15 protein-coding genes are annotated in these 15,826 nt (G+C 61.5%); 11 read left to right on the forward strand and 4 right to left on the reverse strand.

Going from position 1 to position 15,826, the window contains the following annotated elements; genetic code table 11:
- Positions 1 to 200 precede the first annotated feature (200 nt).
- From PSH66_RS12935 to rtcA, 3 genes are read left to right on the forward strand one after another with little or no spacing between them, the layout of a single operon-like run.
- Positions 201 to 1,427 carry an RtcB family protein gene (locus PSH66_RS12935; protein ID WP_305429282.1) on the forward strand — a complete coding sequence of 409 codons (1,227 nt, stop codon included), beginning with the start codon at positions 201 to 203 and terminating at the stop codon, positions 1,425 to 1,427.
- A gap of 14 nt (positions 1,428 to 1,441) precedes the next feature.
- Complete coding sequence (locus tag PSH66_RS12940; protein WP_141064998.1) at positions 1,442 to 2,230, forward strand: nucleotidyltransferase domain-containing protein; 789 nt, start codon at positions 1,442 to 1,444, stop codon at positions 2,228 to 2,230.
- A gap of 8 nt (positions 2,231 to 2,238) precedes the next feature.
- Positions 2,239 to 3,264, forward strand: coding sequence for an RNA 3'-terminal phosphate cyclase (rtcA, locus tag PSH66_RS12945; RefSeq protein ID WP_305429283.1), 1,026 nt, complete (start codon positions 2,239 to 2,241; stop codon positions 3,262 to 3,264).
- Here rtcA and PSH66_RS12950 read toward each other — a convergent pair.
- A complete protein-coding gene (locus tag PSH66_RS12950; RefSeq protein WP_141065000.1) occupies positions 3,261 to 4,304 on the reverse strand; it encodes a LacI family DNA-binding transcriptional regulator in 1,044 nt (347 codons plus the stop codon). The two genes, rtcA and PSH66_RS12950, sit on opposite strands and share 4 nt — an antisense overlap.
- A 162-nt stretch (positions 4,305 to 4,466) precedes the next feature.
- On the opposite strand from PSH66_RS12950, the gene PSH66_RS12955 reads away from it, so the two are divergent.
- Genes PSH66_RS12955 through PSH66_RS12970 form a run of 4 tightly spaced genes read left to right on the forward strand, consistent with a single transcriptional unit; the run spans position 4,467 to position 7,946 of the window.
- On the forward strand, positions 4,467 to 5,561 hold the full coding sequence (locus PSH66_RS12955; RefSeq protein WP_141065001.1) for a fatty acid desaturase family protein: 1,095 nt from the start codon (positions 4,467 to 4,469) through the stop codon (positions 5,559 to 5,561).
- Between the two features lie 26 nt (positions 5,562 to 5,587).
- Positions 5,588 to 5,908: a MocE family 2Fe-2S type ferredoxin gene (locus PSH66_RS12960; protein WP_003173381.1), complete on the forward strand. Its 321-nt coding sequence runs from the start codon at positions 5,588 to 5,590 to the stop codon at positions 5,906 to 5,908.
- A gap of 2 nt (positions 5,909 to 5,910) precedes the next feature.
- Positions 5,911 to 7,110, forward strand: a complete 1,200-nt coding sequence (locus tag PSH66_RS12965) for an NAD(P)/FAD-dependent oxidoreductase (RefSeq protein WP_305429286.1) — start codon at positions 5,911 to 5,913, stop codon at positions 7,108 to 7,110.
- A gap of 2 nt (positions 7,111 to 7,112) precedes the next feature.
- On the forward strand, positions 7,113 to 7,946 hold the full coding sequence (locus PSH66_RS12970) for a sugar phosphate isomerase/epimerase (RefSeq protein WP_141065003.1): 834 nt from the start codon (positions 7,113 to 7,115) through the stop codon (positions 7,944 to 7,946).
- 597 nt (positions 7,947 to 8,543) lie between these two features.
- Here PSH66_RS12970 and PSH66_RS12975 read toward each other — a convergent pair.
- Both PSH66_RS12975 and PSH66_RS12980 read right to left on the reverse strand, forming a co-directional pair.
- Entirely contained in the window at positions 8,544 to 10,529 is a 1,986-nt protein-coding gene (locus PSH66_RS12975) for a hypothetical protein (protein WP_305429288.1), read from the reverse strand.
- Positions 10,530 to 10,589: 60 nt separating this feature from the next.
- A complete protein-coding gene (locus PSH66_RS12980; protein ID WP_003173386.1) occupies positions 10,590 to 11,462 on the reverse strand; it encodes an undecaprenyl-diphosphate phosphatase in 873 nt (290 codons plus the stop codon).
- 177 nt (positions 11,463 to 11,639) lie between these two features.
- Here PSH66_RS12980 and PSH66_RS12985 point away from each other — a divergent pair, with 177 nt between their 5' ends.
- Entirely contained in the window at positions 11,640 to 12,146 is a 507-nt protein-coding gene (locus PSH66_RS12985) for a GNAT family N-acetyltransferase (RefSeq protein ID WP_080547080.1), read from the forward strand.
- Here the strand turns inward: PSH66_RS12985 and PSH66_RS12990 are convergent.
- The gene (locus tag PSH66_RS12990; protein ID WP_003173388.1) at positions 12,124 to 13,068 is read right to left on the reverse strand and encodes a GlxA family transcriptional regulator; all 945 of its coding nucleotides are present in this window, start codon (positions 13,066 to 13,068) and stop codon (positions 12,124 to 12,126) included. The genes PSH66_RS12985 and PSH66_RS12990 overlap by 23 nt on opposite strands.
- Positions 13,069 to 13,239: 171 nt before the next feature.
- Here PSH66_RS12990 and PSH66_RS12995 point away from each other — a divergent pair, with 171 nt between their 5' ends.
- The 3 genes from PSH66_RS12995 to PSH66_RS13005 all read left to right on the forward strand — a co-directional run bounded on the left by PSH66_RS12995 (position 13,240) and on the right by PSH66_RS13005 (position 15,744).
- Positions 13,240 to 13,848, forward strand: a complete 609-nt coding sequence (locus tag PSH66_RS12995; RefSeq protein ID WP_141065005.1) for a TetR/AcrR family transcriptional regulator — start codon at positions 13,240 to 13,242, stop codon at positions 13,846 to 13,848.
- 15 nt (positions 13,849 to 13,863) lie between these two features.
- Positions 13,864 to 14,541, forward strand: coding sequence for a type 1 glutamine amidotransferase domain-containing protein (locus tag PSH66_RS13000; protein ID WP_003173391.1), 678 nt, complete (start codon positions 13,864 to 13,866; stop codon positions 14,539 to 14,541).
- Between the two features lie 78 nt (positions 14,542 to 14,619).
- A complete protein-coding gene (locus PSH66_RS13005) occupies positions 14,620 to 15,744 on the forward strand; it encodes an alkene reductase (RefSeq protein WP_305429290.1) in 1,125 nt (374 codons plus the stop codon).
- The last annotated feature ends 82 nt before the right edge of the window (positions 15,745 to 15,826 follow it).

The following is a 15,826-nucleotide window of genomic DNA, read 5'->3' on the forward strand; positions in this document are numbered from 1 at the left end:
ATATAAGTAACGATATGTAAGGATAGGAATAGAGCGATTGGTTTGTCATCGCTTTTCAGCGATAAAAAATACCAAATAAAAAATACTTATATAAAACAAAATATTACGTATTTTTTAACAGCGAGCGGAAAACCTGGCACGTCTGCTGCTATCACCAGGACAACGCCGCAACGTCGGCTTCTGAAAAAAGAATCGAGATCATGCAAAACAACACCTACCAACTACTGGAAGTCGCCAACGGCAAACCGATCAAGCTCTGGACCGAAGGCGTTCCGGTGGAGCCCGAAGCCCGTCAGCAGTTGATGAACACCGCCAGGATGCCGTTTATCTTCAAGCACCTCGCGGTGATGCCGGATGTGCACTTGGGCAAGGGCTCGACCATCGGCAGCGTGATTCCCACCGTGGGCGCGATCATCCCGGCGGCGGTGGGGGTGGACATCGGCTGCGGCATGATCGCCGCGCGCACCACGCTGATGGCCAGTGACTTGCCGGATAACCTGCATGGCCTGCGTTGTGCCATCGAGGCCGCCGTGCCCCATGGCCGTACCCGCAGCCGTAAAGGCCGTGACAAAGGTGCGTGGGAAGACGTGCCGGCCCAGGCCGATCAGGTATGGGCCACGTTGCATCCGCGCTTCAAGGCGATCACCGACAAGTACCCGCAACTGGAGCGTAGCAACCACCGCCAGCACCTGGGGACGTTGGGCACCGGCAACCACTTTGTCGAGGTGTGCCTGGATGAAGCCAACCGAGTCTGGTTCATGTTGCACAGCGGCTCGCGGGGTGTGGGCAATGCCATCGGCAACCTGTTTATCCAGCTGGCCCAGGCAGACATGCGCCAGCACCTGGCCAACCTGCCGGACCGCGACCTGGCGTATTTCGAGGAGGGCAGCCAGCACTTCGATGACTACGTGCAAGCCGTGGGCTGGGCCCAGGATTTTGCCCGCCAGAACCGCGAGTTAATGATGCGCGCGGTGGTCCAGGCCACGCGACAGGTGATCAACAAACCGTTTGAAGTGGCGCTGGAAGCGGTGAACTGCCATCACAACTATGTGCAAAAAGAGCGGCATTTTGGCGAAGACATCTTGGTGACCCGCAAGGGCGCGGTCTCCGCGAAAAAAGGCGAGCTGGGGATTATCCCGGGCTCCATGGGCGCAAAAAGCTTCATCGTGCGCGGGCTGGGCAACGAAGAATCGTTCTGCTCGTGCAGCCATGGTGCCGGCCGCACCATGAGCCGCACCAAGGCGAAGAACACCTTCACCGTCGCCGACCAGATCCGCGCGACCGCCCATGTGGAGTGCCGCAAGGACGCCGATGTGATCGACGAAATACCGATGGCCTACAAGGACATCGACCAAGTCATGCACGCCCAGCGCGAGTTGGTGCAAGTGCTGCACACCTTGCGCCAGGTGGTGTGCGTCAAGGGATAAACGGAGGAATCGAGATGCAAAGGGAAGAACGGCACCCATTGAGCGACGCCATGCGCGCCCGGGTTGCGCAGGAACTGGACCGAATAGAGCGCGAGCGCAATGTGAAAGTGCTGTATGCCTGCGAATCCGGCAGCCGCGCCTGGGGTTTTGCGTCCACCGACAGCGACTACGATGTGCGCTTCGTCTACGTGGAAAAACCTGATTGGTTCATGCAGGTGGATGCGCCGCGCGACGTGATCGAACGTCCGCTGGATGACGAGTTGGACGTGAGTGGTTGGGAACTGCGCAAGACTTTGGGCCTGCTGCGCAAATCCAATCCTACGTTACTGGAGTGGCTGGATTCGCCGTTGGTGTATCGCCAGGAAACCGAGGCCACCGCGCAGTTGCGGGCGCTGGCCGAAGCCTTCTACAGTCCGCCGGCTGCGCGTAATCACTACCTGTCGATGGCCAGGAAGAACTTTCGCGGTTACCTGCAAGGCGAAACGGTACGTTTCAAGAAGTACTTCTACGTACTGCGGCCGTTGCTGGCGGTGCGTTGGATCGATCTGGGCCTGGGGCGGCCGCCGATGACCTTCGCCGACTTGCTGAGCACGGTGAACGACGCGGCTCTGTTGGACGAAGTGGCGACGTTGCTGGCGCTCAAACGCAATGCCGGTGAGGCGGCTTATGGTCCGCGGCGGCCGGCGTTGCATGCCTTCATCGTGGCTGAGCTGGAGCGCGAGGTACCGGTATTGCCACGCACTCGGGAAGACTCGCAACGACTGGACCGCTACCTGCGGGACACGGTCAAACGTTTTGCATAAGGATGGTTATGAAACAGGACGTGATTGAACTGGATGGCGCCATCGGCGGTGGCCAGGTATTGCGCAGTGGCGTGAGCCTGTCGATGGTAACCGGGCGAACGTTGTTCATCAGGAACATCCGCGCCAAACGCAGCCGCCCGGGGTTGATGCGCCAACACTTGACGGCCGTGCTGGCGGCGGCCCAGGTGTGTGGCGCGCGGGTGGATGGCGCTGAGCTGGGGTCGCAAACCCTGCGCTTTGCGCCGGGGCCGATTCAAGGCGGCGACTACCGCTTTGCGATTGGCACGGCGGGCAGTTGCACCCTGGTGTTGCAAACGCTGTTGCCGGCGTTGCTGCGGGCACCGACCGCCAGCCGCGTGACCCTTTGTGGCGGCACTCATAACCCGCTGGCACCGCCAGTGGACTTTTTGCAACGCGCCTGGTTGCCGCTGTTGCGGCGCATGGGCGCGCGTGTCGAGTTGACTCTGGTCCGGCATGGTTTCGTCCCGGCCGGTGGCGGCGAGTTGCAAGCGTTTATCCAGCCCGGCGAACTGGCGCCGTTGCACCTGACGCAGCGTGGCACGTTGCTGCAAGCGCGGGCGACCACGCTGAGCGCCGGCCTGCCCGGCCAGGTGAGCGAGCGCGAGTTCAAGCGCGTACGTCAGCGACTGGGCTTGCGTCTGGCGCAGTTGTCTGCGGTCGAGATAGACCCCGATCAAGGCCCGGGCAATGTGCTGATGCTGGAGTACGCACACGAGCACGTCATCGAAGTGTTCAGCGCCTTTGGCATGGCCAGGGTTCGCGCTGAAACCGTGGCCGATGAGGCGATCAACCAGGCCCTGCAATGGCAGGCCAGCGACACGGCGGTGGGCGAACACCTGGCCGATCAACTGCTGTTGCCGATGGCATTGGCGGGCGGCGGCAGTTTTACCACCGCGCAGATGAGCGATCATTTGCACAGCAACATGGCGGTGATCCGCCGCTTCCTGCCGGTAGTGATTGAAAGCCACGAGCAGGAGGAGGGCGGGTTGAAGGTTGAGTGTCGGGCGCGCTAAATATTTTCGGAGGTGACAATCCGCGGCGCTATATGCACCCGATGCCGCACCGCATCAAACCCCTCGGCACTCTGCAATTGCACCAGCAGTTCCACTAGCGCCACTGCCGTCTGGCGCGGCTGCGAGTCCATCACCACATCGATCAGGCCCTGGCTCAACGCCTGGCGTGACAGCTCGGTGGACTCCTGCAAAATGCAGCACAGCGCCGGGCGCTTGGGCAGTTGTGCCAGGGCACTGATGATGCCGTCGCCCCCGCCGCCCACCACGCACAGCCCACGCAGGTCGGTGTGGCGGCTGATCAGGTCGAGGGTGGCTTCTTCGGTGATGTCGCAGTTATCCAGGTTGATCAGCGGTTCCAGCGGCTTGAGCCCCGGTGCGTGTTCGGCCAGGTAGCTGTGCAGGCCTTCGACCCGTGCCTGGTGGCCGAGGAAACGATGGCCGCCGAGCAGGATCCCTACGCTGCCTTTGCGCGCACCGCAGGTACGTGCGAGCAACCAGCCCATGGTGCGCCCGACCACGTGGTTGTCCTGGCCCACGTAGGGTTCCAGGGCCTGCTCATGAATATCCGAGAGCAGCGCCACCACCGGCACGCCGGCCGCGCGGATCTGTGCCAGGCACGCGTTGATCAGTGGATGGGCAAAGCTGACCACTGCCAGCGCGTCGCACTGCACGGCCAATTGCTCGATCTGCGCGACGATGGCGCTCGGCGTGCGGTCATTGATGTAGTCGAACTGGCAGGTGAGGTTGGCCGTGGCGTGATGCTCGGCGGCGTCGCTGATCGACTGCGCCAGGTTCGCGTAGAACGCCTGGGCCGTGCCCAGCAGCAGGATGCCGAAACGGTAGGTGGGGCGGCGTTCGCGAATGCGTTGGCCGATCAGCCGCGCGGCAAAATAGCCCACGGCTTCGGCGGCCTGGAATACCTGTTCGGCGGTGTCCGGGTTCACCGGCGCACGCGCGTTCAATACGCGGTCGACGGTGGCCACGCTGAGGCCCGCCTGGGCGGCGACGGTGGCGATGGTTGGGCGTTTGTTGTTGTGCATGGCTGGCCCCTTGTGCGTCTTGATAGAAAACTATCAAGCCCCGCTGGGCCTGGATGATAGCTTGATAGGGAATGGATTCAAGGCCTTGAGAGGGATTTGGCCGCACTCTATGGTTGGTCTCGCAAAGCATCTGAAACTTTTCGCTTGCGGAGAACAATAACAATGCCTGAACACACCGCCCAAATCGTCCGGCGTGACTACAGCCTCACTGGCCCCGAAGCTGCCCGCGCGGCTGAAAAAGGCCTGGTCTCGGCCAGTTGGTATCAATCGCCGATTTCCCGTAAACGCATGAAAGAACTGATGCAGCGCCGCGACGGCCCCGCGTTGCTCGACACGGCCATATGGGTGGCTGCGCTGTTGGCCACCGGTTTTGGTGGTTACTGGTTCTGGGGGTCGTGGGCTTGCGTGCCGTTTTTCCTCGCCTATGGCGTGCTCTACGGCACCGCTTCCAACCCGCGCTGGCACGAGACCGGCCACGGCACTGCGTTCAAGACCCGTTGGATGAATGACGTGCTGTACCAGGTCGCGTGCTTCATGTGCATCTTCGAACCCCATGTGTGGCGCTGGAGCCATGCCCGCCACCACACCGACACCATCGTTGTCGGGCGTGATCCGGAGATTGTCGAGCCGCGTCCGCCGAGCCCGTGGATGATGTTTCTCAGCCTGTTCAATTTGCCCCTGGCCTGGAAAACCTTCAGCGGCGTGGCACGCCATGCGGTCGGACGGATGAGTGCCCAGGAGCAGGACTTTATCCCTGAATCGGAGTGGCCCAAGGTGTTCCGCGCCGCGCGGATCTGGGTGGGTCTTTATGCGGTGCTCATCGGCACGGCGTTGTACCTGCACAGCTGGCTGCCGCTGATGCTGGTGGGCCTGCCGAGTATTTATGGCGCCTGGCTCGGCTACATCTTTGGTCTGACCCAGCACGTGGGCCTGGCCGAAGACGTGCTCGACCACCGCAGCAACTGCCGCACCATCTACATGAACCGAGTGCTGCGCTTTATCTACATGAACATGAACTACCACCTTGAGCACCACATGTACCCAATGGTGCCGTACCACGCCCTGGCGCAATTGCACGAAGAGATCCGCGGCGACTGCCCGCCGCCGTACGCCAATCTGTTCAAGGCTTACCAAGAGATCATCCCGACGCTCTGGAAGCAGCGCAGCGACCCGACGTATTTCGTGCAGCGGCCGATTCGCTCCCAGGCGGAACCGGCTGCCAATGCCCCGGCACATGCAGAAGCTGCTGTTAGCTAATCCTCCTTAAAACAAGAGATAACACCATGAACGATCAATGGATCGACGTCTGCGCCGTGGGCGAAATAGACGAGGAAGACGTGCTGCGCTTCGATCACGGTGCCCACACCTATGCGGTGTTCCGTTCGGCCGACAATGAATTTTTTGCCACCGCTGGCCTGTGCACCCACGAGAAAATCCACCTCGCCGACGGCCTGGTGATGGACCATGTGGTCGAATGCCCCAAGCACAACGGGCGTTTCGATTATCGCTCGGGCAAGGCCCTCGGCGCGCCAGTGTGCGTCAATCTCAAGACCTACCCGGTGCGGGTCGAAGCGGGGCGGGTTTTACTCGCTGTCACGGCGTGATGATGAGCGACGCTCTGATCATCGTCGGCGCCGGCCATGCCGGTGGCCGTGCGGCGTTGACCCTGCGCGAAGAAGGGTACACCGGGCGCCTGGTGCTGATCGGCGACGAACCGCACCTGCCCTATGAGCGGCCGCCGCTGTCCAAGGGGTTGCTGCAGGGCACCACGGACCTGACGGCGTGCAGCCTGTGCGACAGCGCACGGATGGCTGAGTTGAATATCGAACATATCGCCGGTAACCCGGTGACCTGTTTGCAGCCACAGCAACAGCGGCTGCAACTCGCCGATGGCCAATGGCTGGGCTATGCCGGTTTGCTGCTGGCCACTGGCGGCCGGGCGCGGCGTTTGCCTCAAGCGCAAGGCAACCTGCTTTACCTGCGTACCCATGATGAAGCCGTGGCCCTGCGCAGTGCCTTGCGTCCCGGCGCGCGGCTGGTGATTGTCGGCGGTGGGTTTATCGGTCTTGAGGTCGCCGCCACGGCCCGAAGCCTGGGCTGTGAGGTCAGCGTGCTCGAAGCCGGGCCGCGTCTGGCGGGTCGGGTATTGCCGCCGGTGATCAGCCAGGCGCTGTTGGATCTGCACCGCGGTCAAGGGGTCGATGTTCGGTTGAACGTGGCAGTGGAAACCATCCATGACGACGCCGTGCAATTGGTTGACGGGCAGGTGCTGCCCTGTGACCTGGTGGTGGTGGGCATCGGCATGCAACCCAATCTCGAACTGGCCGCCAACGCAGGATTGGAGGTCGGGCAGGGCATTCGCGTGGACGCGTACCTGCGGACCAGCGCGCCGAACATCTATGCGGCTGGCGATGTCTGCGAGTTTCGCCTGGCGGGTGAGTATCAACGCCAGGAAACCTGGCGCAACGCCGAGGCGCAGGGGCGGCATGCGGCGTTGAATCTGTTGGGGCGTGAGGTGGCTTTTGACGCAATCCCCGGTTTCTGGTCCGACCAGTACGATTGGGGCTTGCAGACGGTGGGTGTGATGAGCGCCGCGACAGTCAGTCGCGTACTGCCGGCAGGCGGCCTGCTGCTGTTCTACCTCGATGCAGAGGGCCATTTGCAAGGCGCCTGCGGCTGGGGGCCGGGCAACAGCGTGGCCAAGGACATCAAATTGTGCGAACGCCTGATCAGTGCCCATATCTCGCTCGACCCGGCCGGCCTGGCCGATCCTGAGCTGTCCCTTAAACAGTTGCTGCGAGGCTGACGATGCGCCAATTCCTGGTATTCCAATCGCTGTGGGCCATGCAAACCGAACCCGGCACGCTTGACGCGCAGCTGGATCGAATTGCCGAGGCCGGTTTCGACGGCATCACCGATCACTATTGGCGGCCCACCGAGGTGGCGCGCCTGCACGCCGCCGCCTCGGCCAGGGGCTTGCAGGTCGAGGGCCAGTTGTTCCCGCAATCGGTGGACGACCTGGCCGCCGCGCTGGATGTGATCAACGGCTATGGCTGCCACCACCTCACCCTGCAAGCCGACGTGCGCCCGCGCACCCAGGTCGAAGCGGCCCGGCTGATCGAAGGCTGGCAACGCCTGGCCGAGCAGGTGGACTTTCCGGTGCTGCTGGAAACCCACCGTTATCGCCTGACCAATGATCTGCTGTTCACCCTCGACCTGCTGGCGCAGATGCCCGATTTGAAATTGCTGGCCGACCTGTCCCACTACGTGGTCGGGCGCGAACTGCCCGAGCCGGGCGCAGTCGAGGACGATGAGCAGATCCGCACGATCCTGCGTCACAGCTGGGGTTTTCATGGCCGCGTCGCCAGCTGCGAGCAGGTGCAGGTATCGCTGGAATTTCCCCAGCATCGCGCCTGGGTCGAGCGCTTCACCGGCTGGTGGCGCTATGGGATCGAAGACTGGCTGGCCCGCGCCGATACGCCGCAGAGTTTGTCGTTCACCTGCGAACTCGGTCCGCCGCCTTATGCGATTACCGGCGCGGATGGGCGCGAGATCAGTGATCGCTGGGCTGAGGCGCTGAAGATGAAAGCACTGATTCGCCAGGTTTGGGGCGATTGCGTGCTGGTCGCTTCGAAGAGCTGACCGAGCGCAATCGGGGCGTAGGTATTTACACATCTCGGATGCGACTTGAACCTGTGGCGAGGGAGCTTGCTCCCGTGACGACCGAGCAGCTGGTACATATCTACCTAATGCCCTGCGATCCAAATGTGGGAGTGGCGGTGCGACGATTCGACTTGCCCCCCGATGGCGGTCTGACAGCCGACCAGAATGTTGGATTCGACCGAATACATATCCATTCCTGCGGTAACGGCCGCTTATGGTTCCGCTTTTACAGCGTGTCACTTTTGGAAGCGCGCCAAAAGTAACCAAATGCTTCGCCCCAACACTCGGCACCTCGCCTAGGCTCGGTGTGCCCGTAATCCGACATTGATTTGGGGGGCCGCCGCCACGCGCCATGGCGCGGGGCGGCTAAACCGGCATCCCTGCCGGTTTACCCCCCAAATCAATATCGAATTGCGGCCAGCGTGTTTGACGGGGCGCCTGAGATCAAGATCAAAAGCCAGAGCCAGAGCCAGAGCCAGAGCCAGAGCCAGAGCCAGAGCCAGAGCCAGAGCCAGAGCCAGAGCCACAGCAACAGCAACAGCAAGCCGTTGTGTAAAAACCTATGGCAATCGAGGCTTACAGTACGACTTCGAAATACCGGTAACGGATGTCCTCGATAGGTTCGGCAATCTGTTTGCGAAGCGACTCCTGCATGCTGAGTCCTGCTTTTATATAGTCCAGCTGTGGCGGGGCTGACAGGTAATCGGCAAGGTTCGCCTCAGCCTCCGAGAGGTCCGTGTAAAGCAAGATTTGCTCTTCGGCGACCACGCCCTCACTGGCGGATTCCATGATGTTTTGCCGGATAATCCCGGTAAGGAAGGTCGATAGAATATAGGTGTCGACAATGGGGGTGCCGTTATAGGGGATCCCGCAATGGGCCGGTCCGTTCAACACCACCACGGGTTGGATCGAGAACGTGTCAGGCAGCGAAAAGTTGGCTTTCAGGCACTGTTTTCTGAATGACTTTTCGTGGCGTTGGATGCGCTCGATTTTGCGCGCCAATTGAGCGCAGGCATCGATGACCTTGTCTCGGTGCTGGAAGGTGCTCAGGGTGTCGGCCGGTTGCAGGAAGCATTTTACCTCGCCGATCACCAGCGTATTGCCGATCAGCATGAGCAGGTCGATGTCCTCATACGGCGGCGTACCGCCCTTTGGCAAATTGAATTTGAGCGCATGTTTCATTATTCGAAGGTGTTTTTTAAGGCGTGAGCGGTCCGCATACCGTTCCAGTACCTGGCGGACATGGGTTTCGAACGAGGTGCCGCGTACCGCCAGGTCGGCGCCCATCTGGCGCAACCAGATATTCACGTTGCGTTGCGTGGTCCCCCACAGCAGCGGCGTGAATAAAATAAGCAGTTTTTCGTCGCTGTACGGGATCAATGGCTGCGTCCACAGCTCGTTCTTGCCGGTGTCCGATTTGTCGGCGTGGTCAAAGGTCAGAAAATCAATCAGTGCCTGGCTGCGAGCCGGCCCCACACCCAGAGATTCGGACACCGCAGTGCGCAGTGCGGCTTTATCGACCATGGGCGCCGCCACATGCACCAGCACGGAATCGACCCGCTGCGTTTGCGGTGGTACCTCTGGCGCCTCCAGCAGGCATCTTGTCAGGCTGCACAGGACCGCCCAGCACCTGACGACATCGTTGATGGTCGCACCCTCGAGTGTGGGCGCACTGAAGGCGGCGTATCCGGTGTAGTAAGGTTCCAGGGCCTCATGAATGATCAAGTACGTGGCCAGGGCTGAACGCTGTACGTCGTTGTCATCGGCCAGGTGGTAGCGAGTGACGCCGTCAAGGGCGCTGATTGCGCGGACCGGGCGTGGTATCCCCAGTTCGGTGTGGGAATTCTGGCTGTAGTGCTGACTGAAGTGCATGATCCGCGCAGTGGTGTTCGAGTGAACCAGAATATTGCGCCGAAATTGGCTGATGACCTTCCAGGCGGCGAAGTGTCGATTGCCTGGAGTGAGAGTGATGTGGGCATCCTGCTCGAACCGGTAGTCGTTCCATAGGCAGTCCTCCCAATGCTGTTCAAGCACGCCATAAAACGCGCCCAGTGGGTAGTCACGCTGCACACGCTTGAGATCGACAGGGGTGGTGGCGATATCCGGTTCCCAAGCGTCGCTTTTTTCGGCGAGTACCATTTGCAGCGGCATGTGCAACCCGTCGATATCGGCCTGGGCAACTTCATCGATTGAATGCTCTGTACCCTGGTTGTCGGAAAACTTGGGTACCAGTTGCTGTCGGGTAATGTCTGCCGGGTCGAGACCCGTGGTGTTTTCGCCAATCTCTTTGGCGGCATGCTCATACATCATGGCGTTCAGGTTGGCGTGGGTAATGAAGGCCAACAGTTTGTTCTTTTTCGGGACCTGCGGGTCGGCGGCGAAACTCAGCTGTTTGCGCAGCTCACCAAACGCGCGGTAGAACCACAGGCCCGCTTGATGCAGGCTTTTGTCCTGTTCGTCCGCCACGCTGGGGTCGATGGCCTTGTTCCACTGCTCAGGGGTGAAGCTATGTTGGTTGGGACGGGAGATTTTCCTGCGCTGGACGCGTTTTACGAAAGACATCTTCAGTGACCACCCAATTGCGATCACTTGACTCTACCAGACGAAGCTATACAGACAGACTCAACTCAATAACCCGGTGCTCACCGCCACGATCAGAAACACCCCCAACAGCGCCCGGTAGATCACGAACGGCCAGGTGGAAAAGCGCTCCAGAAACTTCATCAGGCCCCAGATCGCAAAGAACGCCGAGATGCTGGCCACCACCAGCCCGAACAGCAGATGCGGCCAGGCGTGGGGCGGCAGGTCGGCGTGCAGCAGCACCCACAGCTCTTTCAAACCGGCAAGCGCGATGGCGGGCAACCCCAGCAGGAACGAAAAACGTGCGGCTTCTTCGCGCTTGAAGTTCAGGAACAGCGCGGCGGTCAAGGTTGAGCCGGAACGTGATACGCCAGGAATCAACGCGCCAATCTGCGCGATACCCACGATCAATGCATCGCGCAGGCGCATCTGGCCCACCTCGCGGGTATGCCGCGCACGCAACTCGGCCGCCGCCAGCAATACCGCCATCACCAGGCAGGCAATGCCAATCACCATCAGCCCGCGCAACGGCGAGTTGCACGCGTTCAAGGTCGAAGACAGCACCAGGCCGGCGATGCAGATCGGTATCGTCGCCAGCACGATCGCCACCGCCAGCTTGAACCAGCGGTCGTTATAGTCACCCCGGCGCACCGCGCCGATGCTGCCCGTGGTCACCTGGCGAACATCGCGCCAGAAATAACTCACCACCGCCGCCAGCGCCGCCAATTGCATCGCCGCCGAAAACGCCGAGCCGGGGTCTTGCCAGCCGAGCAGGGCGGGGACCACACGCATATGGGCGGTGGAGGACACCGGCAGCAATTCGGTAATGCCCTGGATCACTCCCAGGATGAAGATCTGCAGGTAATCCAGGGACGCAAAGCCCACATCCAGGCCGGCGGAACAGACGTTCGTCAAAATAGGTGTCCTTGAGAAAGGGGATTTTGGCGAAGTTTATTCGAAATGTTTCAGCGCTTCGGCAAGGGCGCGCGGCTATTTGCAATCGGTTCAGCCAATAGAAAGGTTCGCCGCTGTATTGGACTGTTCCGGCGATTTGTGAACAATGGCGCCCTGCGTTTTTTCACTGAGAGCCCCATGCCTGAAACCACTGTCGAACTGATTCAGACCGGTCCTGAAGAGGCCCAACTGATCCGCAACCTTTACCAGTATTACGCCTATGAGTCCTCGGACTGGGAGCAGGAAGATGTCGAGGCCGACGGCCGCTTCTACATCCACGACGAACACCTGGCCCGCTACTGGCAAGACCCGCGCTGGAGCGCCAATCTGCTGCTGGTGGATGGCTTTATCGCCGGCTTCCTGTTGATCGAGGACAGTGAGGTGCCGGGTATCGACGCGCTGGAGCTGGCCGACCTGTTCATCCTCAAGCGCTACCGCCGCAAAGGCATTGGCCGGGCCATCGCCACCCAGGTGCTGTGCAGCGGCGAGGCCAATTGGCTGGTGCGCTTTTATGATCAGGACGAAGTGTCCCAGGCGTTCTGGCGCACGGTACTGGATAACCTGCCGCGCCCGGTGCAGACGATTGAACTTGAGGATGAGCCGCAGTTGGTGAGTTACCTGATCACGCGTGCGGCGCTGCATTAAACGCCTGCTGCATCGCCTGCGGCGGTTGCCCGAATGCGCGTAGAAACGCCTGGCGCATGCGTTCGCGGTCGCCAAAGCCGGTTTCGCGAGCCACCACTTCCACCGGATGACGGCTGGTTTCCATCATCGCCCGTGCGGCTTCCACGCGCAGGGCTTCGATGGCCTTGGCCGGGGTTTGCCCGGTTTCTTCGCGGAACACCCGGCTGAACTGGCGCGGGCTCAGCCGCGCGACATCGGCCAGGGCTTCCACCGAAAGGTCGTGCGTCAGGTTCTCGCGGGCGTAGGCCAGGGCCAGTTGCACGCGGTCGGACTTGGGGTCCAGTTCCAGCAACGCCGACAATTGCGACTGCTCGCTGCCCCGGCGCTGGGCGATCACCAGTTTGCGCGCAATGCGCCGGGCCAAATCGCTGCCCAGGTCGTTTTCCACCATGGCCAGCGCCAGATCGACACCGGCGCTCATGCCGGCGCCGGTCCACACCTGGCCGTCCACCACGAACAGTTTGTCTTCTTCCAGGCGGATGGCCGGGTAGCGCTTGCGGAACGCCGGGGCGTGAATCCAATGGGTGGTGGTGCGCTTGCCTTCCAGCAACCCGGCTTCGGCCAGTACAAAGATGCCCATGCACAGCGAGGCGACCCGGCGCGATTGGGCCGAGGCGGCCTTGACCAGTTCCAGCAGGTTGGCGTCCGGCAGGCGAAACTCCAGGTAGCCGCTGACGATCAGCGTGTCATAGCCCTCGGCCCGAACCACTGAGGTGTTTACCGAAAAACCCTGGGAGGTCATCACCGCGCCGCCGCTTTCCGACACCAGGTGAAACTCATAGGCCGGCTCGCCGCGCAGCAGGTTCGCGCACTCGAACACCGAACCCAGGCTGAGGCTCAGGGATTGAAAGTTCGGGTAAACCATCAGCGCAACGCTGTGCATCGTCATTCTCCAAGGCGGCGGGAGAGGGGATTGTCGGCGGGTGCCGGGTAAACGGCAACCGACTTCGGAGCGTGTCCGGAATCCTTGCGCATCTGACATTGTGAGCGTTTGGCGCGGCCCCTAAGATTCCCTCAACGAACTAGACGACTGGTCTAATCGGACAGGTGAAACATGAACAGCGAAACCAAAAGTGCACGGCAGACCATTCTCGACACGGCCCAAGTCCTTGTCGGCCGCAAGGGGTTTTCTGCGGTGGGCCTGAACGAAATACTTCAAGCCGCCGAGGTGCCCAAGGGTTCGTTCTATCACTACTTCAGCTCCAAGGATGCGTTCGGCGTGGTGTTGCTCGACACCTACTTCGACAACTACCTGCACGGCATGCAGCAACTGTTCGACGCGCCGGGCCTGAGCCACTGCGCCAAATTGATGCGCTATTGGCAAGCCTGGACCGACAACCAGACCGGCTGCACCGACGCGGGCAAATGCCTTGCCGTCAAATTGGGGGCGGAGGTGTCTGACCTTTCAGAGCCGATGCGCCTGGCGCTGCAGCGCGGTACGTCACGCACCATCGAATTACTCGCCACGTCCCTGCGGCGCGGCGTTGAAGATGGCTCCCTGGTGCTGGAGCACGGCCCGCACACCCTGGCCCCTCAGCTCTACGCGTTATGGCTGGGCGCCAGTGTGATGAGCAAGATCACCCGCACGTCCGCGCCTTTCGATGAGGCGCTGCGACTGACCCGACAGCTGTTGGGTCAACCTGAATACACTGACATTCACTGATCGAGGCACTGGAACATGAAAGTATTAATGGTACTGACCTCTCACGACCAGCTTGGCGATACCGGGCGCAAGACCGGCTTCTGGCTCGAAGAGTTTGCCGCACCCTATTACGCGTTCAAGGACGCCGGTGCCGAGGTTGTCCTGGCATCCCCGGCCGGTGGCCAGCCGCCGTTGGACCCCAAGAGCGATGAGCCGGATGCGCAAACCGAGCAGACTGAGCGCTTTGGCAAGGACCCGGCCGCCCAGCAGGCGCTGGCCACCACGGTGAAGCTGGACACAGTCAACGCTGATGACTTCGACACTGTGTTCTACCCAGGCGGCCACGGCCCGCTGTGGGACCTGGCGGAGTCGCCGGTGTCCATCGCGCTGATCGAGGCCTTCGAACGGGCCGGCAAGCCGGTTGGTTTTGTCTGCCATGCGCCGGGCGCCTTGCGTCACGTCAAGGCGATCAACGGTGAGCCGTTGATCAAGGGCCGCCGCGTCACCGGGTTCTCCAATTCGGAAGAAGAAGCTGTCGGCCTGACGCAGGTGGTGCCGTTCCTGATTGAAGATGAATTCAAGCAGTTGGGCGGCAAGTATGAGAAGGGCGCCGACTGGCAGTCCTTCGTGATCGTCGATGGTTCGTTGGTCACCGGGCAGAACCCCGGCAGCTCCAGCGAGGCGGCCAAGGCCCTGCTGAAACTCACCGCTTGAATTAACTGACCGCTCCATTCATTGGCGACTCTCAAGAGTCGCCAATGCTTTTGCTCGCCCTGAATTTGGTATATCCCCATGAATGACCGCATTTTGAATACCCCGATAAAACTGGGCCACCACACCCTGAACAACCGCGTGGTGTTGCCACCGTTGACCCGTCAGCGCAGTGCCCAACCCGGTGATATCGCCACCGAACTGATGGCCGAGTATTACCGCCAGCGCGCCGGCGCAGGTTTCATGGTCAGCGAGGGCACGCAGATCGAGCCGCGTGGCCAGGGTTATGCGTGGACACCGGGCATCTACGCCCCGGCGCAGATCGATGGCTGGCGCAAGGTCACCGATGCGGTGCATGCCGAGGGTGGGGTGATCTTCGCCCAGCTGTGGCATGTGGGGCGGGTGTCGCATAACGCCTTGCAGCCCGGCGGCGCCGCGCCGGTGGCGCCTTCTGCATTGCAGGCGTTGCAGGCCAAGGCCTTTATCGAAACTGCGCCTGGCGCCGGTGCGTTGATGCAGCCTCCGGTACCGCGTGCCTTGGCCGCGCTGGAGATCGAAGAGTTGGTCGGGTTTTATGCCCAGGCCGCGCGCAATGCGCTGGACGCCGGGTTCGACGGGGTCGAAATCCACGCGGCCAACGGTTACCTGGTCAACCAGTTCATCTCGGCCCATTCCAACACCCGTGACGATGAATACGGCGGCTCCCTGGACAACCGCCTGCGCTTTCTGCGCGAGATCGTCGAGGCGGTATGCAAGGTGGTCGGGCCGGAACGCCTCGGCGTGCGCTTTTCACCGTTGTTCAGCGGCACCGACGAGGACCGCGTCTACATTGGCCTGGTGGAAGAAGATCCGCACCACACCTATATCGAAGCGATCAAGGTGCTGGAAGCGTCGGGCATCGCCTATGTCTCCATCGCCGAGGCCGACTGGGACAACGCTCCCGTGTTGCCCGACAGCTTCCGTGAAGCCGTGCGCAGCACCTTCAGTGGGCGCATCATCTATGCCGGGCGTTACACCGCCGAGCGCGGCGCCAAACTGGTGGACGCGGGGCTGGCGGACTTGATCGCGTTCGGGCGGCCGTTCATTGCCAACCCGGACCTGCCGCAGCGGCTGTTCAATGGCTGGCCGTTGAACCCGCTGCGCGAAGAGGGGATGTATGGTGGGGGTGAGGTAGGGTATACCGACTACCCCACCTACCTCGAATAATCATACGGTCAAATGTGGGAGGTGGCTTGCTCCCGATGGCAATGTATCAGTCACATAGATGTCGACTGACACCGCCATCGGG

Source organism: Pseudomonas sp. FP597 (assembly GCF_030687435.1).
GTDB lineage: Bacteria > Pseudomonadota > Gammaproteobacteria > Pseudomonadales > Pseudomonadaceae > Aquipseudomonas > Aquipseudomonas lactucae.